Below are 19,639 nucleotides of genomic sequence, written 5' to 3' on the forward strand. Positions count from 1 at the left end.
ACCCGTGCCTTAGACTTCGTCGATGCGTTCCAGTCGCGCGCTCTGGATGGAGGGTCCGGCGGCCGCCCCGGTGCCCGATTCCGGCACCGCCTGCTCCATGTCGGTCCCCGGCTTTCGCGCCACCAGCTTCGCCGGGTCGCGCATGTCGAAGCGCAGCCAGCCCTTGCCCAGCAGCGACCGCGCGCCGTCCAGCTCCGCGAACTTGACCAGTGCGGCGGCGGCGCCCTCCTGCGGCAGCGCCAGCGTCTCGCCGGTATCGAAGGTCAAATCCCAGCGGCGATTGCCGACCCAGCTTGCCGCCTTGATCCGCGGCTTGAGCGCTGGGGCAGCCGCGAGCAGGCGCTGATAATTCGCCTCCTGCCGATCGGCGCCCGGGCCGATCACCAGCGGCAGATCGGGCATCCGGTTGCGATCGACCGGCTCCAGCGGGACGCCCTTCGCATCGATCAGCGTCAGCTGGCCGCCATTCTGCCAGATCGCCGCGGGCTCCCGCTCGACGATATGGATCAGCAGGCGATCGGGCAGCCGGCGCGCGACATAAGCGTCGGCGATCCAGCCATAGGCGAGCAGCCGCTCACGGATCAGGTTCAGGTCGACGCGCAGCATCGCCTTGGGCTGATCCTCAAGCGCGACGGCGTAGACCGTTTCGCGGTTCATCCGCTTGATGCCGGTGATGTCGACACCCTCAACGTTGAGGCCAAGGCGCCCGGTGCTGTCGGCGACCGCGGCGCCAATCGCGGCCGGCACGCCGAACCATGACGCGGTGGCGAGCGCGGCGGCGCCCCCAAGACCGAGGATCGACCACGTCACCGCGCGGCGAAGCGCCGCCTCGCTCAGCGGCAGGGCAGCGATCAGCCGGTCGCCGAGCGACTTCTTCGGGGGACCGCGACGGACGGTCGGCCGACGCTGCGGCGCGCCGCGGGTGATCGAGCGGCTCATGGCGTCCCCTCTTCCGTCGTCGCGCCATCCTTCATCGCGCCATCCTTCATCGCCTCGTCGACGATCGCCTGGACGAGTTCGGGGTAGCTGATGCCGAGATGGCGCGCCTGTTCGGGCACCAGGCTGAGCGGGGTCATGCCCGGCTGGGTGTTCACCTCCAACAGGAACAGCCCCTCGACGCCGCGCTCGTCATCCCAGCGGAAATCGGCGCGGCTGCAGCCCTTGCAGCCCAGCAGCTCGTGCGCGCGAAGGGCGAGCGCCTTGCACGCCTCGGTGATCTCGTCAGGCACCGGCGCGGGGAAGATGTGCTCGGTCATCCCCTCGGTATATTTGGCGTCGTAATCGTACCAGCCGGACTTCGGGCGAAGCTCGGTCACGCCGAGCGCCTTGTCGCCGAGCACGGCGGTGGTGAGCTCGCGGCCGCGGACATAGGGCTCGGCCAGGAGCTGGTCGAACTCCTGCCACGGGCCCATCGCCTCGCGGCTGATCGGGTGACCGTAATTGCCGCCATCGGTGACGATCGCGACGCCGACCGAGGAGCCTTCGTTGACCGGCTTCAGCACATAGGGGCGCGGCAGCGGATCAGCGGTGTACAGATCCTCGCTGGTGACGATACGGCCGCCGGGCATGGGCACGCCCTGCGGCACCAGCGCCTGCTTGGTCAGCACCTTGTCGATCGCGATGACGGAGGTGGCGAGCCCGCTGTGGGTGTAGCGCAGCCCCATGATGTCCATCAGGCCCTGGATCGAGCCGTCCTCGCCCGGTGAGCCGTGGAGCGCGTTGAAGACAAGGTCGGGCGCCGCCTCCGCCAGTCGCGCGGCGACGTTGCGGTCCATGTCGATGCGGGTGACGCGGTGGCCGAGCAATTCAAGCGCGTCGGCGATGCCGTTGCCCGACATCAGCGATACCTCACGCTCGGCGGACCAGCCGCCCATCAGCACGGCGATATGCAGTTGGCTCACGATGCCACCCCCACGCGCTGGATTTCCCATTCGAGGGTCACGCCGCTCTTCTCCTTCACCCGCCGCCGCACGTCTTCGCCCAGCGCCTCGATATCGGCGCTGGTTGCCTGCCCAAGGTTGAGCAGGAAGTTGGTGTGCTTCTCGCTGACCTGCGCGTCGCCGCGGCGAAGGCCACGACAGCCGGCCTCGTCGACCAGCGCCCAGGCCTTGTGACCCGGCGGGTTCTTGAAGGTCGAACCGCCGGTCTTGGAACGCAGCGGCTGCGAGGCCTCGCGGCTGGCAGCGATACGGTCCATTTCCTCCTGGATCGCGGCGGGATCGCCCGGCTGGCCACGGAAGGTGGCGCTGACCACGATCGCGCCGTCGGGCAGTTCCGAATGGCGATAGCTGTAGTGGAGGTCGGCGGCAGGCAGCGTAACCAGCTCGCCGGAGCGCAGCACGACGTCGCATTCGACGAGGATGTCGGCCGTCTCGCGGCCATAGGCCCCGCCGTTCATGCGCACGAAGCCGCCGACGGTGCCGGGGATCGAGCGCAGGAACTCGACGCCCGCGATCCCGGCGTCGCGGGCGGTGGAGGAGACGAGGATGCCGCTGGCGCCGCCGCCGCAGCGCAGCGTCGTCGTGTCGATCACCTCGACCTTTGCAAAGGGCTTGCCGAGGCGGACGACCACGCCGGGCACGCCGCCGTCGCGAACGATCAGGTTCGAGCCGAGGCCGAGCGGCATCACCGGCACGGCGGGGTCGAGGTTGGCGAGGAACTTCGCCAGATCATCGACCGTCGCCGGTTCGAGCAGCCATTCGGCCGGGCCGCCCGACTTGAACCAGACGAGCGGTGCGAGAGGCGCGTTCTGCGTCAGGCGGCTCTGCACTGGCGCGCGCGTGGTCGCGGTGTATTCGGTGCCGGCTGCGGACGTGGTTTCGACCATCGCGCTCACCGCCGTGCCTCGATCGTAGGCGCGAGGCCGGCGGCCCATTTCGTGATGTCGCCAGCGCCCAGGCAGACGATCTGGTCACCGGGTCGCACCTCCGCAGCGAGCGCGGTGGCGAGTGCATCGGCATCCGCCACCATGGCCGCGGCCCGGTGGCCGCGATGGCGCAGTCCGCTGACCAGCGCCTCGGCATCGACGCCCGGCACCGGCGCCTCGCCCGCGGCATAGACCGGGGTCACATAGACGGCGTCGGCATCGTTGAACGCCCCCTGGAACTCGTCCATCAGATTGCCGAGGCGCGAATAACGGTGCGGCTGCACGACGGCGATGACGCGGCCTTGCGCGGATTCACGCGCGGCGGCGAGGACGGCGCGAATTTCCACCGGGTGGTGGCCGTAATCGTCGATCACCGCAGCGGTGCCGCCGTCCGCGAACGAGACCTCGCCGACCTTGGTGAAGCGGCGCTTCACACCGTTGAACTTCTCGAACCCCTTCTGGATCGTCGCATCGTCGATGCCGAGTTCCAGCGCGACGCCGATCGCGGCGAGCGCGTTCTGGACGTTGTGGCGGCCGGGCATTGGGAGGTCGATGCCCTCGATCGAGCGGGTCGTGCCGTCACGATGGCGGATGATCGCCTCGAACCGGTTACCACCGGGATAGGGCGCGACGTTGACGCCGCGCACATCGGCGCTGGCCGCGAAGCCGTAGGTCACGATGCGGCGATCGCGCACGCGCGGGATCAGCGCCTGCACCTCAGGGTGATCGAGGCACAGCAAGGCCGCGCCGTAGAAGGGCACGTTCTCGACGAACTCGACATAGGCGTCCTTCGCCCGGTCGAAGCTGCCGTAATGGTCGAGATGCTCGGGATCGATGTTGGTCACCACCGCGATCGTGCCGTCGAGCCGCAGGAAGCTGCCGTCGCTTTCATCCGCCTCGACCACCATCCAGTCGCTGTCGCCGAGCCGCGCGTTCGAGCCGTAGCTGTTGATGATGCCGCCGTTGATGACGGTGGGGTCGACCCCGCCCGCGTCGAGCAGCGCGGCGACCATCGAGGTGGTCGTCGTCTTGCCATGCGTGCCGGCGACCGCGACGGTCGACTTGAGCCGCATCAGTTCGGCGAGCATTTCCGCGCGCCGGACGACCGGGATACGCTGGCTGAGCGCAGCCTCCACCTCCGGATTGCCGCGCTTCACCGCGGTCGAGGTGACCACGACGGCGACGCCATCGACATTGGCCGCATCATGGCCGATCGTGACCTTGATCCCGCGGTCGCGCAGGCCCTCGATCACATAGCCCTCGGCCACGTCCGAACCCTGCACGGTATAGCCCAGGTTGTGCATCACCTCTGCGATGCCGGACATGCCGATCCCGCCTATGCCGACGAAATGGATCGTTCCGATGTCCGTAGCGACGCCCTTCACGCAAATGCCTCCTTCGGCTGAGCCACACCCACCGGCACCGGTGCACGGGGTGCGTCCAGACTTTCCACCAGATCCGCCAGATCACGCGCGGCGTGCGGCTTTCCGCAGGCCTTGGCGCGCGCGGCGGCGTTTTCGAGCGCGGTCGGATCCAGCCCTAGCTTCTGCATCTGCTTGGCAAGCTCGGCCGGGGTGAAGGCGCTCTGCGGGATCGTGCGGGCGCCGCCGGCCGCCGTGATCTCGCGCGCGTTCGCCGTCTGGTGATCGTCGGTCGCGCCGGGCAGCGGCACCAGGATCGCGGGGCGGCCAGCGGCGGTCAGCTCCGAGATGGTGGAGGCGCCAGCGCGCGCGATTACCAGATGCGCCCAGCCGAGCTGCTCCGGCAGATCGGGCAGATAGGTGGCGAGATCGGCCGCAATCTCCAGCTCGGCATATTTGGCGCGGGCGGCGTCGATATCCTCGATGCGCGCTTGGTGCGTCACCTGAAGCCGGCGGCGGAAAGCGATCGGCAGCATGGCCAGCCCCTCGGGCACGACCTTCGACAGGACGCTAGCTCCTTGCGATCCGCCAGTGACGAGCAGGCGGAAGATCCCGTCCTCCTCGAGCAGCGGATAGGGCTGCGTACGCAGCGCCAGCACGCTGTCGCGCACCGGATTGCCGATATGGTGCGCCTTGGCCTCGAACTTCGGCTTCAGGCGTTCGGTCTGGGCATAGGACGTCGCAATGGCGTCGACGCGGGGGGCGACGAGACGATTGACGCGGCCGAGCACTGCATTCTGCTCATGCACCGCGGTCGGGATCTTCTCCGCAAAGGCGGCGGCCAGCGCCGGGAAGGCGGGATAGCCGCCGAAGCCGATCACCGCCGCCGGCTTGAAGGTGCGATAGAGCTGGCGTGCCATGGCGCGGCCGCGCCACATCTGGCGCGCGGCCTTCGCCCAGCCGAGCGGGCCACCGGCGATGCGGCCAGCGGGAAGGACATGGGTCTGCACATCCTCGAATAGGCCGGGGAAGCGAACGCCGCGGTCGTCGCTGACCAGCGCGACACGATGGCCGCGGCGCATCAGCTCCTCAGCCAGCGCGGCGGCGGGGACCATGTGCCCGCCGGTGCCGCCGGCGGCGAGAACGAACTGCTTGGGCCGGGTCATGCCGCACTCCCCCAGCGCGCCACATAGGGACTGCGCAGCAGGAACGGGTTGCGACGGGTGAAGGTGAGCAGCAATCCCATGCCGATCGACAGCGCGATCATCGACGAACCACCATAACTGATAAAGGGCAAGGTCATCCCCTTGGACGGCGCAAGGCCGGTATTCACCGCCATCGAGATCAAAGCCTGAAGGCCGAACTGCGTGGCGAGGCCGGACGCGGCGAGCAGTTTGAAACTGTCCTGCTCGTCCAGCATCTTCACGAAAACGCGCGCGACGATGGCGAGGAACAGGATCGCGATCACCATGCAGGCGATGAGGCCGAATTCCTCTCCGATGACCGAGAAGATGTAGTCGGTGTGCGCCTCCGGAAGGCCGAACTTGGACGTGCCGGCGCCCGGCCCAGTGCCGGTCCAGCCGCCCGAGGTGAGCGTGCGGTGCGCGGCGTCGGTCTGGAAATGCGCGCCCTCCGCCTCGTTGGGATCGCGGAACAGGAAGCTGTCGATCCGGGTGCGCGCCGTGCCGTAGAACATGTACGCCGCGCCGACGCCGAGCGGCGCCATGGCGATGAAGGCGGCGAGCGTCTTCGTCGGGGTCCCAGCGATGATCAGCAGCGTCATCCAGACGAGGCCGAAGACCATCGTCTGGCCGAAATCGGGCTGAAGCATCAGCAGCGCGCCGACCAGCGCGGTCATGCCGAAGGTGATCCCGGTGAGCGGCAGCCCCTCCTCCTTGGTGCGCAGCGACAGGAGCCAGGCGACGGTGACGATGAAGCAGGGCTTCAGGAACTCCGACGGCTGGAATTGCGCGAAGCCGACGCCGAGCCAGCGCTTCGCGCCGTTCACCTCGACCCCGATCCCCGGGATGAGAACCAGCAGCAGCATGACGCCGAACGCCGCCGCGCCGACGAGGGCGCCGCGCCGCGCGACATGGACCGGCAGCATCGAGATGCCGATCAGCACCGGCAGCGAGACCAGCACCCACATGACCTGGCGCCAGAAGTAATAAAGCGGCGGGATCTTCAGCGCTTCACCCGAATAGCGCATCGCCGTGGCAGGCGAAGCGGCGGCGACCGACAGCAGGCCGACCGCAATCAGCGCAAAGGTGAGCAGCAGAAGCACCCGGTCGGTATCCCAGAACCACGTGCCGAGCGGCGAGCGATCGCCGCGTCCACCGCGCTCCTTCAAGCGGCCGCGTAGCCCCTGCTTGGTCGCCAGATCGGTCAAGACAGCCCCTCCACCGCTTCGCGAAATGCCTGGCCGCGATGTTCGTAATCGCGGAACTGGTCAAAGGAAGCAGCGGCCGGCGACAGGAGCACCGTGTCGCCGGGCTGCGCCTGACGCGCGGCGCTGACGACCGCCTGTTCCAGCGTTTCGGCCTGCTCGACCTCCACCTTGCCATCGAGCGCGCGGGCGAAGACCGGGCCGGACGCGCCGATCGTGTAGGCGCGCACGACATGGCCGAGGTGCGGCAGGCAGGCGTCGAGATCATCGCCCTTGCCCTTGCCGCCGACGATCCAGTGGACGCGGTTGAACGCAGCCAGCGCGGGCGCGGCGCTTTCGGGGTTGGTCGCCTTGCTGTCGTTGACGAAGGAGACGCCGTTTACCTCGCCAAGCCGCTCCATCCGGTGGGGCAAGCCGCGGAAGCTTTCCAAGGCGCGGTCGATCGTCGCCTCGTCCACGCCGAGCGCCTGTGCGACGGCGATGGCCGCGAGCGCGTTCTGGGCGTTGTGCGGGCCCTGAAGCGAAGGCCAGCGGGACCGATCCATGCACACGCCGGGCGCAATCTTGGTCAGATGCTCACCGCGGGCCGAGAGCGAACGGGCGATCTGCGCCGAGGGCGTGTCGCCGATGCCGATGACTGCCTCATGATCCGGCGACTGCATCGCGAAAAGCCGTGCCTTCGACGCGGCATAGCCGTCGAAATCGGCGTAGCGGTCGAGGTGGTCGGGGGTGATGTTGAGCAGCACCGCGACGTCGCAGTCGAGGCTGGTCGTCAGATCGATCTGGTAGCTTGATAGTTCGAGCACATAGACGCCGGCGCCGCGATCGTTCGGCGCGAGCGGGGTCTGACCAAGGATCGGGAGGCCGATGTTGCCGCCCATCGTCACCGGCAGGTTAGCGACATCGAGGATGTGCGCGACCAGCGCCGTCGTGGTCGACTTGCCGTTGGTGCCGGTGATGCCGACGACCTTGTGCGCGGGCAATTCGGCGCGCGCCTCGGCGAACAGTTCGATGTCGCCGATGATCGGGACTCCGGTCGCGCGCGCCTGTGCGGCAATCGGATGCGTGTTGAGCGGGACGCCGGGGGAGACGACGAGGCCCGCGGCACCGGTGAGGTCGAGCGCGGCGATGTCATGGACGATGACGCCGTCGATCGCCTCTGCCTTCGCGCGCGCAGCCGCGTCCTGGTCCCACGCAACGACAAAGGCCCCCGCCGCAGCGAGGGCGCGAACGGTGGCGAGGCCGGAGCGGGCGAGCCCCAGCACGGCGTAGCGTTTGCCAGCCCAGGCGGTCGAGACGATCACCGCAGCTTCAACGTCGAAAGGCCGGCAAGCGCCAGCACGAGGCTGATGATCCAGAAGCGGATCACGACCGTCGGCTCGCTCCAGCCGAGCTGTTCGAAATGGTGGTGGATCGGCGCCATGCGGAACACGCGCTTGCCGGTCCGCTTGTACCAGAACACCTGGATGATGACGCTCATCGCCTCGACGACGAAGAGGCCGCCGATGATGCCGAGCACGATCTCGTGATGCGCGACCACGGCGATGGTGCCGAGCGCGCCGCCCAGCGCGAGACTGCCCGTGTCGCCCATGAAGACCGCCGCCGGGGGTGCGTTATACCAGAGGAAGGCGAGGCCGGCGCCGATCATCGCGCCGCAAAAGATCGCGAGGTCGCCGGCACGCGCGACATGCGGGATGCCGAGATAGTCGGCGAACTTCACGTTGCCGACGAGGTAGACGATCAGCATGAACGCGACCGAGGCGATGATGACCGGCATGGTGGCCAGCCCGTCGAGCCCATCGGTCAGGTTCACCGCATTGCCGAAGGCGACGATGGTGAAAGCGGCAAAGACGGGGAAGAACCAGCCGAGGTCCAGATACAGCCCGTTGGTGAACGGCAGGAACAGCTGGGTCCCGTTTTCGTAGCTGATGATCCAAGCCGCAATGCCGGCGATGACGAATTCGAGCAGCAGGCGGACGCGCCCGGGCACGCCCGCGGTGCTCGCCTTTCGCACCTTGTCGTAATCATCGAGGAAGCCGATCGCACCGAAGCCCAGCGTCACGAACAGGCACGCCCAGACGAACGGGTTGCGCAGGTCCATCCAGATCAGGATCGACAGCGCAAGACTGGTGAGGATCATCAGCCCGCCCATGGTGGGCGTGCCGCGCTTTGCCAGGTGAGTCTGCGGGCCGTCGGCGCGGATCGGCTGCCCCTTGCCCTGGCGGACGCGGAGCCAGCCAATGAAGCGCGGGCCGATGATCAGGCCGATGAACAGCGCCGTCGCAATCGCGCCGCCGGTGCGGAACGACAGATAGCGGATGAGGTTGAGAACACCCGGGAATCCGAGCTGCTCGGCGATCCAGTACAACACTATGCCATGCCCCCGGCGAGTGCCGCGACAACCCGCGACAGCCCGACTCCGTTCGATCCCTTGACGAGTACCGCGTCGCCCGGCGCGAGCATTCCGGGAAGAACCTCCAGCGCCGCCGCGGCGGTGGGCACATGGACGACTTTTACCCGTCCCTCAAGCGCTTGTGCGAGCGGCGCCATCGCTTCGCCGACCAGCAGCGCCATTTCGACGCGCGCCGCCTCGATCGGGTCCGCGAGCGCCTGATGGTACCCCGGTGAGCCGGCGCCGAGTTCGCGCATTTCGCCCAATATTGCGACGTGGCGCCCGGCCTCACCGGCGAGCACCGACAGCGTCGCGGCCATGGAGGCGGGATTGGCGTTGTAGCTTTCGTCGATCACGATCGCCTCACCCCCGTCAACCGGCGCGAGCAGCCGCGCGCCCCGCCCCGGCAAGCCGCCGAGTTCGGCGAGCGCAAGTCCGGCGAGCCCGAGATCCCCGCCCGCCGCATCGACCGCGGCGAGCACGGCCAGCGCGTTGGACACCCAATGCGCGCCGGGCTGGCCGATGGTGAAGCTGAGTTCGCGATCGCCGACCTTTGCGGTGACGAAGGTGCCGCCGGTGCGTAGCGTCATCGTCTCGATCGGGTGCACATCGGCCTGCCGATCGGTGCCGAAGGTGACGATCCGGCCGGCATAGGGCCGCGCGGCGGCGATCAGCCGCTCGCGGTGCGGGCTGTCATAGGGCACGATCGCGACACCGCCGGGCTCCAGCCCCTGGAAAATCTCCCCCTTGGCGTCGGCGATGGCGCTTTCGTCGGGGAAGAATTCGGTATGGGCGGGGGCAATGGTGGTCACCAGCGCGACATGCGGGCGGACCAACGTGGTGAGATGCGCCAGCTCACCGGGATGGTTCATCCCCATTTCGAGCACGGCGAAGCGGCTGGCGGCCGGCATCCGAGCAAGGCTGAGCGGCACGCCGGTATGGTTGTTGTAGCTTTTGACCGAGCGATGCGCCTCACCCGGATCGCCGCGGTCGAGCGCCGCGAACAGCGCCTCCTTCGTCGAGGTCTTGCCCACCGAGCCAGTGACGCCGATCACCCGCGCCGCGGTGCGGGCACGGGCGGCGCGCGCCAGATCCTCCAGCGCGGCGAAGGTGTCGGGGACGCGGACATGCGGATGATCGGTGTCGGCGGAGACGATCGCGCCGGCGGCGCCTTGCGCGAACGCCTGATCGAGAAAGCGATGCCCGTCGGTGGCTTCGCCAGCTAGGGCAACGAAGAGATCGCCGGGGCCGACTTCGCGCGAATTGAACGCGATGCCGCCTGCGGCGAAGCCCGTCCCAGCGACGCCGCCGGTCGCGGCGGCGATTTCTTCAGAGGTCCAAAGAGAGTCCATGCGGCCCTATACCACCGGGATTGCGCCGGTCGCGCGGAGATCGCGCGGGCCGCGTGCCTGACGGGGAAAAGCGCGCGTCAACGCAGCCCGCTGACGGTGTCGCCGGTGACGAGTTCGTAGCGGACCCCGAGCTTTCGTCGTTCCCGCGGCGGCTGTGCACCCTCGGCAACAACAGGCTTGGACGGAACCACGAACTTACGCTTCACCGGCTACCTCCCTGGCTACAGTCACGTCGTCGAATGGCAGGACGAGATCACCGACGATCTGCCCCTGCTCATGTCCCTTTCCGGCGATGAGGACGATGTCCTCCGCCGTCGCCATGGCGATCGCCTGGCGAATGGCGCTGCGGCGATCGCCCTGTTCGATCGCGCCCGGCGCACCCTTCAGAACGTCTGCCCGGATCGCGGCCGGGTCCTCGCTGCGTGGATTGTCGTCGGTCACGATCACCACGTCGGCGTGTGCGGCGGCGATTTCGCCCATCGGCTCGCGCTTGCCCTGATCGCGATCGCCGCCGGCGCCGAACACGAGGATCAGACGCCCGGTGACATGCGGGCGCAGCGCAGCGATGGCCGCCTCCAGCGCATCGGGGGTGTGGGCGTAATCGACATAGACAGGCGCACCGGCGGGCGAGATCACGGCGCGCTCCAACCGCCCGCGCACAGGCTGCAACCGGCCGAGGCCGGCAATGGTTGTGGCGATATCGCCGCCCGTCGCGATCACCAGGCCGGCAGCGACCAGTGCGTTGGCGGCCTGGTACGCGCCGATCAGCGGCAGGGTGACGCGATGTTCCTGCCCGCCTGCGGCGATGACCAGCCCCTGCCCCAGCAAGGTCGGATCGCGGCTGACGAGGCGCAGGTCGTCGCCATGCTCGCCCACGGTGATGAGGCGGTTGCGGCGCTGGCGTGCGAGATCGACGACACGCTCCGCGTGCGGATCATCGACCCAGACGACGGCGGTGCCGTCAGGCGCCAGCACCTCGGAGAACAGGCGCAGCTTGGCGGTGAAATAGGCCGCCATGTCGCCGTGATAGTCGAGATGGTCGCGCGACAGGTTGGTGAAGGCGGCGGCGGAGACTCGCAGGCCTTCGGTGCGATATTGCTCAAGGCCGTGGCTCGACGCCTCGAAGGCGAGATGCGTCACACCCTCTCGCGCCAGGCCGGCGACGTTGGAGAGGAAGGTGACGACGTCAGGCGTGGTCAGGCCGGTCGACACCTGATCGCCGGCCGTGGTGACGCCGAGCGTGCCGATCGAGGCGGCATGATGTCCGGCCATGCGCCACAGCTGCCGCGTCAGTTCGACCGTCGAGGTCTTGCCGTTGGTGCCGGTGACGGCGACGTTGATCTCGGGAAAGGGCGCGAAGAAGCGCGCCGCCAAGGCGGCGAAGCGGGCGCGGGGATTGTCGTCGGCGATATGAACCGCCCCCTCCACCACCGCCTCGTGCCGGGCGACGACCGCAATCGCGCCGGAGGTAATCGCGGCGGGGATGAAATCCTCGCCATTCACCCGCGCGCCCTGGAACGCACCGAAGATCGTGCCCGGCGCGACCTTTCGGTGATCGATCGCGAAGCCGGTGACGATCGCAGTCTCGGTGCCGCCGGTGAGTTCGCCCAGCCTCATTCCGCCTGCGCCTTCTTGTCACCCGGGGCGTGCCAGAGGATCGCCTGCAGCTCCCGCGTGTCGATGTCGCGCTGCGCGTCCGGGATGACACCCAGCATCGCGCCGGTGCGGCTGATCACGCGGCTGACGACCGGTGCCGCGGTATAGGCGGCGGTGGTCTGGAACAGATTGGCCTCCACGCGCTTCGGACTGTCCATCATGGTCAGCACGACATAGCGCGGCGCATCCATCGGGAAAGCCGCGGCGAAGGTGGAGACGTTGCGGTTGCGGGCGTAGCTGCCGCCTTCCGCCGCCTCAGCGGTGCCGGTCTTGCCGCCGACGCGGTAGCCCGGCGCCTCCGCCTTGCGGCCGGTTCCGTGAGTGACGATGAGGCGCAGCAGCTGGCGCATCCGCGCGCTGGTCGTCTCGCTGATCACGCGCCGCCCCTTGGGTGCCTTGCCCGGCTCCACCTTCAGCAAGGTCGTCGGGCGCCAGACGCCGCCGTTGACCAGGGTCGCATAAGCGTTCGCCAGATGGAGCGGGGTGACGGCGATGCCGTGGCCATAGGCGGTCGTCATCACCGTCGTGCGCGCCCAGTAATGCGGCCACAGCGGGCGGCCCTTTTCGATCAGTTCGATATCGGGCTTGGTATCGAAGCCGAGCTTGCGGAACATCGTCTGCATCCGCTCGGCACCGATTTCGTCGGCGATGCGCGCGGTGGCGATGTTGGACGAGTGAATCAGCGTCTCAGGGATGTTGAGCCAGCGGTTCTGCGCGTGATCGTCCTTGATGCGGAAACGGCCGACCTGAAGCGGCGCAGTCGCATCGAAGCGGCGCGAGATGTCGGTGACGACGCCGGTGTCGATCGCGGTTGCCATGGCGATCGGCTTGAAGGCGGAGCCGAGCTCATAGACGCTCTGCGTCACGGTGTTCCGCAGCTGCTCGATCCCGGCCATGCCGACGCGATTGGGGTTGAATAGCGGCAGCGACACCATGGCAATGACTTCACCGGTATCAATATCGAGCACGACGCCGGCTGCGGCGCGCGCTTGCATGCTCGCCATCGACTGACCAAGCTCGCTTTCCATCGCGGCCTGGACGCGGCTGTCGATCGAGAGCGCGACCGGCGTGCCGGAGAGCGCCGGGTTGAGCAGCCGCTCGTCCAGCGCGCGTTCCATGCCGAGGCGGCCGTGGACCGTCGGATCGTTCTTCGTGGTGCCGATATAGCCAAGCACGTGCGCGGCCATCGTCGATTGCGGGTACAAACGCTGCGTCTCGCGATCGAACACGATTCCGGGCTCACCGATCGCGTTCACCGCCTGCACCAGCGCGGGCGAGGCGCGGCGGTTGAGGTAGGTGAAGTTCACATCGCGCGTGATCAGCCGGTAGAAATGGTGCTGGTCGCCGACGTCGGGCATCAGATCCGCCAGCCGCTTCGCAATCTCGCTACGGTCGCCGAGCAGGCGGCGCGGATGGACGCCGATCGTCCAGGCGTCGATGGTGCGCGCGAGCTGCTGGCCGTTGCGATCGACGATGTCGCCGCGCGGCGTGGTGCTGATCGCGGCGGTACGGCGCGGCCCGCCATCAAAGGCGAGCATCGCCAGTCGCCCGATCACGAGCAGGATGCCAGCCGCAAACAGGAGCAACAGCACCATCAGGCGCATGTGCTGCGTAGCCAGCAGGGCCTGCCGCTGGTCGCTGACGCGCGTGGGGCGCGTCGTGCGGGCGACCATGGTGTTCAACGCAGGCGACCCCGCTCCGAGCGCGCGCCGCTCATCAGGTCACCCAAGGTTGCGTCGCTGAGCAGCGACCGGTCGAGCATCGCGACGGCATGCGCCTTGCGCAGCGATCCGGACGATTCCTCCGTCGCGCGCGTCACCGAAACCTTGGCGAGGCGCGGCGCGGAAACCGGCTCGGTCACCGTGGCCGATGCCTTGACGGTGGTGGCGCGCGGCGCCGGCTTCTTGGCGGCAACCTGCACGGTCGCAGGCTGCGACGCGGCGGACTGGACGCCAGCTGACTGGGCGGGGGCCGGGGTGCTGGGCACGACGGCGGGAACGAATTCGGCAGGGCTTGCGGGAACGATGAGCTGCGCGGTCTGGATCGCGCCGCTCGCGACGCCAGGCATGGCGGCACCGGGGCGGAAGCTGATCGCAGCCAGCTGCGCCTCGTCCTTCACGAACTGCGACGCGGTCGGCGCGACGAGCGCCAGCGTGTTGCCGTTCCACCGCTCAAGTTGGGCGAGGTTCGCGCGCACGTCGAACTCCGTCTCCAGCGAGCGGATCTCCCGCTCCGCCGCGCTGATCTTGGCGTCGATCTGCGCCAGGCGTTTCCGCTCTGCCGCCACCTGGAGGCTCACCAGGTAGAAGCTCAGCGAGACGATCACCACGCCGCTGAACCACCCCAGCCCCTTCAATCGATAGGACGCCGTCATTCACTTTCCTCCACGCGCAGCCCGCCCGCCGCATTCTGCCCCTGGTCACCCCACACCGGCGCAGCTGTCCGCCGCGCCGTCCGCAATGTCGCGGAGCGCGCGCGGATTGCGCGCCACCTCCGCCGCACTGGCGCGCACCGCGCGCCCCACGATTTCAAAAGTCGGCTGCCGCGCATCCGCGACGGCGGGCCGATGGCGCGATCCCGCCGGCGTCGCGCCGCTGCGTTCACGCAGGAACCGCTTGATCATCCGATCCTCGAGCGAATGAAAGCTGACCACGGCGAGCCGCCCGCCCGGTGCGAGCACCCGTTCGGCAGCTTCCAGCCCGGCCGCCAGCTCATCCAGCTCGCGATTGATGTGGATCCGCACCGCCTGGAAGGCGCGCGTGGCGGGATCCTTTTTGTCATGCGGGCGATGGCCGAGCGCCTTGCGCACCACGCGGGCGAGATCGCCGGTGGTCGCGAGCGGGCGTGCCGCCACGATGGCGCGCGCCACGCGGCGGGACTTCGGCTCCTCGCCATAGCGCCACAGGACGTTGGCGATATCCTCCTCGTCGGCCGTGTTCAGGAAATCGGCCGCGCTTTCGCCCTCCTGGCTCATGCGCATGTCGAGCGGGCCGTCCTGCTGGAACGAAAAGCCGCGCTCCGCCTGGTCGAGGTGCATGGAGGACACGCCGATATCCATCGTCACGCCGTCCACCGGCACCGCGCCGAGCGCCGCAAGCTCACGATCGAGGCGCGAGAATTCCGCCGGCACCAGCGTCAGGCCAGGCTCCGCCGCCTCCAGCGCGCGGCCGGCGGCGATCGCGTCAGGATCGCGATCAAAGGCATAGACCTTCACGCCAGCGCCAAGCAGCGCGCGGGTGTATCCACCAGCACCGAAGGTGGCGTCGACCATGGTCTCGCCGCGCTCGGGGGCAAGCGCGGCGAGAACTTCGTCGAGCAGCACCGGGATATGCGGTGCATCGGCGTCGGGGCGGGAACTCACAGCGTGATCCCCTTGTCGCGGCACAGGATCGTCGCATGGCGCTTGGCCATCTCGTCGACGCCGTCATGGGCGATGAGCGTGCGCGGATCCCAGATCATGAAGCTTTCGTAATCGCCCAGGAAAAAGGCGATGTCGGTGATGTTGGCCAGTTCCCGCTCGACCGCCGGGAGGATGAAGCGGCCGCTGCCGTCGAAGGGCACCGGCTCGACCGAGGCGCCCCGCATGCGCGGCGCGTAGAATTCCTTCGAGCCCGTGCGGATGCCGGATTCGGCCTGACGCTGGATCAGCTGATTCTTGGCATGTTCGACATAGCCGCGGTCATGCGCGATCAGGCACGGGAAGTCCGGGTGCACACCGACCAGGACGGTGCCACCATCCTTGCCGTCGGGACGCGGCGCGTTCTGGGCCAGAGCGGCGCGCAGGGTGTTGGGAATCGCGACCCGGCCCTTGTCATCGACAAGACCGACCCCCTTCCCAAGATAATCCACCCGTTCCGACACGCCCACCTCGCACAAGGCGCGCAGGAGTTCTCGCCCCGAAAAACGGCCCAGCCGTCATCGGTTGTTACTTTTCAATCAAGCAACAGCGGTCCTGCCCCTCTGTCGCTTATGAAGTACCAGCGACCGTTGGGGATGGGAAGGGAAAATCGGGGAAGATTGGGGAAAGAACCTATTCTGGCGGGGAGACGAGGCTCCGGTAGGCCAAACGGCTCGCATGTTCCCGACCCGTTCCGGGCGCGACCATGCGCAGCCGACCAGAATCGGCACGATCGAAGAGGGTTTCCCCGGATTTCCCGGGAAAAGACGGGATCACTGGGGCTGTTCCGCCGGGACTCGGCTGGTTTCGGTCGCGCTCGGTGCAACGCCGAGCTGCGCGAGGGGCTCATTGTCCTCGGCCGCCGGCGTCGCAGCCGCGGCATTGGAGGGATCGGCGACGTTGGCGACTTCCTCCACGCGGGGCGGGGCGACCACCGGTTGTTCGCGCGAGGCAGCATTGAAGAGCGCACTCGCCAGCCCGATCAACAGGACCACGGCGGCGAGGCCAACCATGCCGACACGGACACGTTGCATCGCCTGGCTGGGGGGAACAGCGCGCTTCATTTCACCGCGCGACTCTAACGACGTGTCGCGCGCTTGTCGAATTGGGGACGTCAAGAGCGCGACACCGCCAGTCCCTTGGCCTCACGCCAGGCCGGATCGTAGAGCGTCGAGAGGTAGCGGAAGCCGGTGTCGCACAGGATCGTCGCCACGCGATTGCCCGGGCCCAGCTCCCGCGCGAGGCGCACCGCGCCGGCGACGTTGATGCCCGACGACAGGCCAAGACACAGGCCCTCCTCCTTCAGCAGGCGATCGACCCATTCCAGCCCCTCGGCATCCGAGATGCGGAATTGCGTGTCGATCGGCGCACCTTCGAGATTGCCGGTGATACGCCCCTGTCCGATGCCTTCGGCAACCGAAGAACCCTCGCTCTTCAGCTCGCCATGGGCATAATATTCGTAGAGCGCAGCGCCGTGCGGATCGCTGAGCGCGATGGTGATGCGCTCATCCTTTTCCTTGAGGCCAAGGCCGACGCCAGCGATCGTGCCGCCAGTACCCGCGGCGCAGGTGAAGCCCTGAATGTTGCCATCCATCTGCGCCCAAATTTCTTCGGCGGTGCCAACGATATGCGCGCGACGATTGGCGATATTGTCGAACTGATTGGCCCAGATCGCGCCGGGCGTTTCCTCCGCGATGCGCCGCGAGGTGTGCACGAAGTGGCAGGGGTTGGAATAAGGTGCGGCCGGGACCGTCACCAGCTCCGCCCCCAGCGCCCGCAGCGTGTCCATCTTCTCCTTGGACTGGGTATCCGGCATGACGATAATGGTGCGATAGCCCTTGGCGTTGGCGACCAGCGCGAGGCCGATGCCGGTGTTCCCCGCCGTCCCCTCCACGATCGTACCGCCGGGCTTCAGCGCGCCGCGCGCCTCCGCATCCTCGACGATGAACAGCGCCGCGCGATCCTTCACGCTGGCGCCGGGATTGGCGAATTCGCATTTGCCGAAGATGTCGCAGCCGGTTGCCTCGCTGGGGCCCTTGAGGCGAACGAGAGGCGTATGGCCGATGAGTGAAAGCGTGTCCGAAGCGGTTTGCATGGCACCTAGATGGCGCGACGGCGCAGCAGCGGCAACCGCTGGTCGTGCTTTGTCACGGCGAAGCGCTACTACTGACGTGCACCGCACCACCATGAGGCAGTGATGAGCAACGCCCCGCCCTCCCCCGCACAGGCCGTGATCGCCCCGCGCAAGGCCTCGTTTCCGGCAGTGGTGCGGCCGGATGCGCGGCTGCTGATCCTGGGCAGCTTGCCGGGGGAGCGCAGCCTCGCCGAGCAGCGTTATTATGCGCATCCGCAGAACCAGTTCTGGCGGCTGATGAGCCCGGTGATCGGCCAGGATCTCGCCGCGCTGCCCTACGAGGCGCGGCTGGCGGCGCTGCGCGCGGCGCGGGTTGCGTTGTGGGACGTGGTGGCAAGTGCGCGGCGGCCGGGCAGTACCGACGCCGCGATCCGCGACGCAGCGGCGAACGATCTGTCGGCGCTGGTGTCCCGCCTTCCCGACCTGCGCGCCGTCGGCTTCAACGGTGGTACCGCGCTGAAACTGGGCCGCCCGTTGCTGGCAGCGCACGACGTCGCGATCGTGGCGCTGCCCTCCTCCAGCCCGCTGCACACCGTCGGGCTGGCGGCAAAGCAGCCCGCCTGGTCGGGGCTGGCGGCGTATCTCGACTAAGTCGAGGGGGTCGCCGGGATCGTGAGGCCACGCTGCACAGCCGGACGTGCCAGCGCTCGTTCCAGCCAGCCGGACACGTTGCGGAAGCCGTCGAAGCCGGTGATTTCCTGCGCGTCGTAGAAGGTCACGAGTGCGCGGACCCAGCCGATCATGGCGATGTCAGCGATGGTATAGTCATCGCCAAGGAACCATTGCCGGCCGTCCAGCGCGGCATCCATCACGCCGAGCAGCCGCCGGGTCTCGTCGACGTAGCGCTGGAGCGGGCGCTTGTCCTCCCAGTCCTTGCCGGCGAATTTCTTGAAGAAGCCCAATTGCCCGAACATCGGCCCGACGCCGCCCATCTGGAACATCAGCCATTGCACGGCATGCCACCGGCCCGCCGGATCGGCAGGCAGGAACTTTCCTGTCTTTTCCGCAAGATAGAGCAGGATCGCGCCGCTTTCGAACAGCGCCAGCGGTGTGCCGGCGGGGCCAGTGGGATCGAGGATCGCAGGGATCTTCCCATTGGGGTTCAGCGACAGGAATTCAGGCGTCTTCTGATCATTCCGGGCGAAGTCGACGAGGTGCGCCTCATAAGGCAGCCCGGTTTCCTCGAGCATGATCGACACCTTCACCCCGTTGGGCGTCGGCAGGCCATAATATTGCAGCCGATCGGGGTGAGATGCCGGCCAGCGCCGTGTGATCGGGAAGGCGGACAGATCAGTCATCGGCATTGCTCCTGCGCGTGATCAACGCAGGTAAGTGGGCCCAGGATCAACGCCAAGGGCTCCGTTCATCCCCTTCATCGATCAGCCTGCCGACAGGTGCTTGCGCGGAACCTGCCCGGTGCGACGTCGTTGCATCACCGATCCATTCACAAGGAGGGACCATGTACCGTACCGCATTCCTGCTGCTCGCAGCCGCAACGCCGCTGGCCGCCAATGCGCAGACCGCCCCGGCACCGCAGGCTGGCGCTGCCGCCCCCGCAGCCGGCGCCGCGACGGCCGCCGCGCCGACGGTCGGCGCCACCGTGGTCGACACGCAGGGCAACACTGTCGGCACCATTGCATCGACCGATGGCACCAATGCCGTGGTCGACACCGGCACCGTGAAGGCTGCCGTTCCACTGTCGTCGTTCGGCACCGGCCCCAAGGGCCCGACGCTGGCCATGACCAAGGCGGAGCTTGAGGCGGCCGCGGGCCAGGGCGCAGCGCAGGCTGCCGCGCAGTTCCAGTCGCAGCTGACCACCGGCGCGACCGTCTATGGTGCGGGTGGCACCTCGGTCGGGACGATCAAGGCGGTCGAGGGCGAGTTCGTGACGCTGACCACGCCGAAGGGCGATGCGCGCCTGCCCAAGGGGTCGTTCGGCCCGGGTCCGCAGGGCGTGACCATCGGCATGACCGCCGCGCAGCTCGACGCTGCGATGGCCGGCAAGTAAGCGGCCTGACCGCGGGGTCGTTTGGCCCCGCGGTCATGTTACCCGGCCTGTTGCCGGAGAAGATCGGCCGTATTCGGCCGCAGCGCG

At 68.2% G+C, this 19,639-nt stretch carries 19 protein-coding genes and 1 pseudogene; 2 read left to right on the plus strand and 18 right to left on the minus strand.

Annotated elements, in window-relative coordinates; genetic code table 11:
- Positions 1-9: 9 nt before the first annotated feature.
- The 17 genes and pseudogenes from L8F96_RS03415 to L8F96_RS03495 all read right to left on the minus strand — a co-directional run bounded on the left by L8F96_RS03415 (position 10) and on the right by L8F96_RS03495 (position 17,505).
- Positions 10-939 (minus strand): cell division protein FtsQ/DivIB, encoded by a 930-nt coding sequence (locus L8F96_RS03415; RefSeq protein ID WP_334655089.1) that lies wholly within the window; start codon positions 937-939, stop codon positions 10-12.
- On the minus strand, positions 936-1,931 hold the full coding sequence (locus L8F96_RS03420) for a D-alanine--D-alanine ligase (RefSeq protein WP_334655090.1): 996 nt from the start codon (positions 1,929-1,931) through the stop codon (positions 936-938). The genes L8F96_RS03415 and L8F96_RS03420 overlap by 4 nt, the downstream gene beginning before the upstream one ends.
- A complete protein-coding gene (gene murB / locus L8F96_RS03425) occupies positions 1,898-2,827 on the minus strand; it encodes a UDP-N-acetylmuramate dehydrogenase (protein ID WP_334655627.1) in 930 nt (309 codons plus the stop codon). The genes L8F96_RS03420 and murB overlap by 34 nt, the downstream gene beginning before the upstream one ends.
- 5 nt (positions 2,828-2,832) lie before the next feature.
- Positions 2,833-4,251 (minus strand): UDP-N-acetylmuramate--L-alanine ligase, encoded by a 1,419-nt coding sequence (gene murC, locus L8F96_RS03430; protein ID WP_334655092.1) that lies wholly within the window; start codon positions 4,249-4,251, stop codon positions 2,833-2,835.
- Positions 4,248-5,393, minus strand: coding sequence for an undecaprenyldiphospho-muramoylpentapeptide beta-N-acetylglucosaminyltransferase (murG, locus tag L8F96_RS03435; RefSeq protein WP_301090720.1), 1,146 nt, complete (start codon positions 5,391-5,393; stop codon positions 4,248-4,250). The genes murC and murG overlap by 4 nt, the downstream gene beginning before the upstream one ends.
- Positions 5,390-6,616, minus strand: coding sequence for a peptidoglycan glycosyltransferase FtsW (locus L8F96_RS03440; RefSeq protein WP_417158928.1), 1,227 nt, complete (start codon positions 6,614-6,616; stop codon positions 5,390-5,392). Before L8F96_RS03440 ends, murG begins: the two co-directional genes overlap by 4 nt.
- Positions 6,613-7,917 carry a UDP-N-acetylmuramoyl-L-alanine--D-glutamate ligase gene (gene murD, locus L8F96_RS03445; RefSeq protein ID WP_334655093.1) on the minus strand — a complete coding sequence of 435 codons (1,305 nt, stop codon included), beginning with the start codon at positions 7,915-7,917 and terminating at the stop codon, positions 6,613-6,615. Before murD ends, L8F96_RS03440 begins: the two co-directional genes overlap by 4 nt.
- A complete protein-coding gene (gene mraY / locus L8F96_RS03450; RefSeq protein ID WP_334655094.1) occupies positions 7,914-8,984 on the minus strand; it encodes a phospho-N-acetylmuramoyl-pentapeptide-transferase in 1,071 nt (356 codons plus the stop codon). Before mraY ends, murD begins: the two co-directional genes overlap by 4 nt.
- Positions 8,984-10,357 carry a UDP-N-acetylmuramoyl-tripeptide--D-alanyl-D-alanine ligase gene (locus L8F96_RS03455; RefSeq protein ID WP_334655095.1) on the minus strand — a complete coding sequence of 458 codons (1,374 nt, stop codon included), beginning with the start codon at positions 10,355-10,357 and terminating at the stop codon, positions 8,984-8,986. The genes mraY and L8F96_RS03455 overlap by 1 nt, the downstream gene beginning before the upstream one ends.
- A gap of 77 nt (positions 10,358-10,434) precedes the next feature.
- Positions 10,435-10,563, minus strand: coding sequence for a hypothetical protein (locus L8F96_RS03460; protein WP_269430567.1), 129 nt, complete (start codon positions 10,561-10,563; stop codon positions 10,435-10,437).
- Positions 10,553-11,974, minus strand: coding sequence for a UDP-N-acetylmuramoyl-L-alanyl-D-glutamate--2,6-diaminopimelate ligase (locus tag L8F96_RS03465; RefSeq protein WP_136450627.1), 1,422 nt, complete (start codon positions 11,972-11,974; stop codon positions 10,553-10,555). The genes L8F96_RS03460 and L8F96_RS03465 overlap by 11 nt, the downstream gene beginning before the upstream one ends.
- Positions 11,971-13,695: a peptidoglycan D,D-transpeptidase FtsI family protein gene (locus L8F96_RS03470; RefSeq protein ID WP_417158929.1), complete on the minus strand. Its 1,725-nt coding sequence runs from the start codon at positions 13,693-13,695 to the stop codon at positions 11,971-11,973. Before L8F96_RS03470 ends, L8F96_RS03465 begins: the two co-directional genes overlap by 4 nt.
- Complete coding sequence (locus L8F96_RS03475) at positions 13,692-14,387, minus strand: hypothetical protein (protein WP_334655097.1); 696 nt, start codon at positions 14,385-14,387, stop codon at positions 13,692-13,694. Before L8F96_RS03475 ends, L8F96_RS03470 begins: the two co-directional genes overlap by 4 nt.
- Positions 14,384-15,335 (minus strand): annotated as a pseudogene (rsmH, locus tag L8F96_RS03480) (16S rRNA (cytosine(1402)-N(4))-methyltransferase RsmH). Before rsmH ends, L8F96_RS03475 begins: the two are co-directional and overlap by 4 nt.
- A 35-nt stretch (positions 15,336-15,370) precedes the next feature.
- A complete protein-coding gene (locus L8F96_RS03485; RefSeq protein WP_046409342.1) occupies positions 15,371-15,874 on the minus strand; it encodes a division/cell wall cluster transcriptional repressor MraZ in 504 nt (167 codons plus the stop codon).
- 309 nt (positions 15,875-16,183) lie between these two features.
- Complete coding sequence (locus L8F96_RS03490; RefSeq protein WP_046409285.1) at positions 16,184-16,474, minus strand: hypothetical protein; 291 nt, start codon at positions 16,472-16,474, stop codon at positions 16,184-16,186.
- Positions 16,475-16,524: 50 nt separating this feature from the next.
- On the minus strand, positions 16,525-17,505 hold the full coding sequence (locus tag L8F96_RS03495) for a cysteine synthase A (RefSeq protein ID WP_046409284.1): 981 nt from the start codon (positions 17,503-17,505) through the stop codon (positions 16,525-16,527).
- Between the two features lie 102 nt (positions 17,506-17,607).
- On the opposite strand from L8F96_RS03495, the gene L8F96_RS03500 reads away from it, so the two are divergent.
- The gene (locus tag L8F96_RS03500; RefSeq protein ID WP_136450631.1) at positions 17,608-18,135 is read left to right on the plus strand and encodes a DNA-deoxyinosine glycosylase; all 528 of its coding nucleotides are present in this window, start codon (positions 17,608-17,610) and stop codon (positions 18,133-18,135) included.
- Here L8F96_RS03500 and L8F96_RS03505 read toward each other — a convergent pair.
- On the minus strand, positions 18,132-18,842 hold the full coding sequence (locus L8F96_RS03505) for a glutathione S-transferase family protein (RefSeq protein ID WP_334655098.1): 711 nt from the start codon (positions 18,840-18,842) through the stop codon (positions 18,132-18,134). The two genes, L8F96_RS03500 and L8F96_RS03505, sit on opposite strands and share 4 nt — an antisense overlap.
- Before the next feature lie 161 nt (positions 18,843-19,003).
- Here L8F96_RS03505 and L8F96_RS03510 point away from each other — a divergent pair, with 161 nt between their 5' ends.
- On the plus strand, positions 19,004-19,552 hold the full coding sequence (locus L8F96_RS03510) for a hypothetical protein (protein WP_052742540.1): 549 nt from the start codon (positions 19,004-19,006) through the stop codon (positions 19,550-19,552).
- Positions 19,553-19,639 lie beyond the last annotated feature (87 nt).

It is taken from the genome of Sphingomonas panaciterrae (genome assembly GCF_036890205.1).
In the GTDB taxonomy this organism is placed as follows: domain Bacteria; phylum Pseudomonadota; class Alphaproteobacteria; order Sphingomonadales; family Sphingomonadaceae; genus Sphingomonas; species Sphingomonas panaciterrae.

Excerpts from the sequence above, each read along its gene's own strand:
- L8F96_RS03415 (WP_334655089.1), bottom strand. The coding sequence starts at position 939 with ATGAGCCGCTCGATCACCCGCGGCGCGCCGCAGCGTCGGCCGACCGTC.
- L8F96_RS03420 (WP_334655090.1), bottom strand. The coding sequence starts at position 1,931 with ATGGGAAATCCAGCGCGTGGGGGTGGCATCGTGAGCCAACTGCATATC.
- murB (WP_334655627.1), bottom strand. The coding sequence starts at position 2,827 with ATGGTCGAAACCACGTCCGCAGCCGGCACCGAATACACCGCGACCACG.
- murG (WP_301090720.1), bottom strand. The coding sequence starts at position 5,393 with ATGACCCGGCCCAAGCAGTTCGTTCTCGCCGCCGGCGGCACCGGCGGG.
- L8F96_RS03455 (WP_334655095.1), bottom strand. The coding sequence starts at position 10,357 with ATGGACTCTCTTTGGACCTCTGAAGAAATCGCCGCCGCGACCGGCGGC.
- L8F96_RS03465 (WP_136450627.1), bottom strand. The coding sequence starts at position 11,974 with ATGAGGCTGGGCGAACTCACCGGCGGCACCGAGACTGCGATCGTCACC.
- L8F96_RS03475 (WP_334655097.1), bottom strand. The coding sequence starts at position 14,387 with ATGACGGCGTCCTATCGATTGAAGGGGCTGGGGTGGTTCAGCGGCGTG.
- L8F96_RS03490 (WP_046409285.1), bottom strand. The coding sequence starts at position 16,474 with ATGAAGCGCGCTGTTCCCCCCAGCCAGGCGATGCAACGTGTCCGTGTC.
- L8F96_RS03495 (WP_046409284.1), bottom strand. The coding sequence starts at position 17,505 with ATGCAAACCGCTTCGGACACGCTTTCACTCATCGGCCATACGCCTCTC.
- L8F96_RS03500 (WP_136450631.1), top strand. The coding sequence starts at position 17,608 with ATGAGCAACGCCCCGCCCTCCCCCGCACAGGCCGTGATCGCCCCGCGC.
- L8F96_RS03505 (WP_334655098.1), bottom strand. The coding sequence starts at position 18,842 with ATGACTGATCTGTCCGCCTTCCCGATCACACGGCGCTGGCCGGCATCT.
- L8F96_RS03510 (WP_052742540.1), top strand. The coding sequence starts at position 19,004 with ATGTACCGTACCGCATTCCTGCTGCTCGCAGCCGCAACGCCGCTGGCC.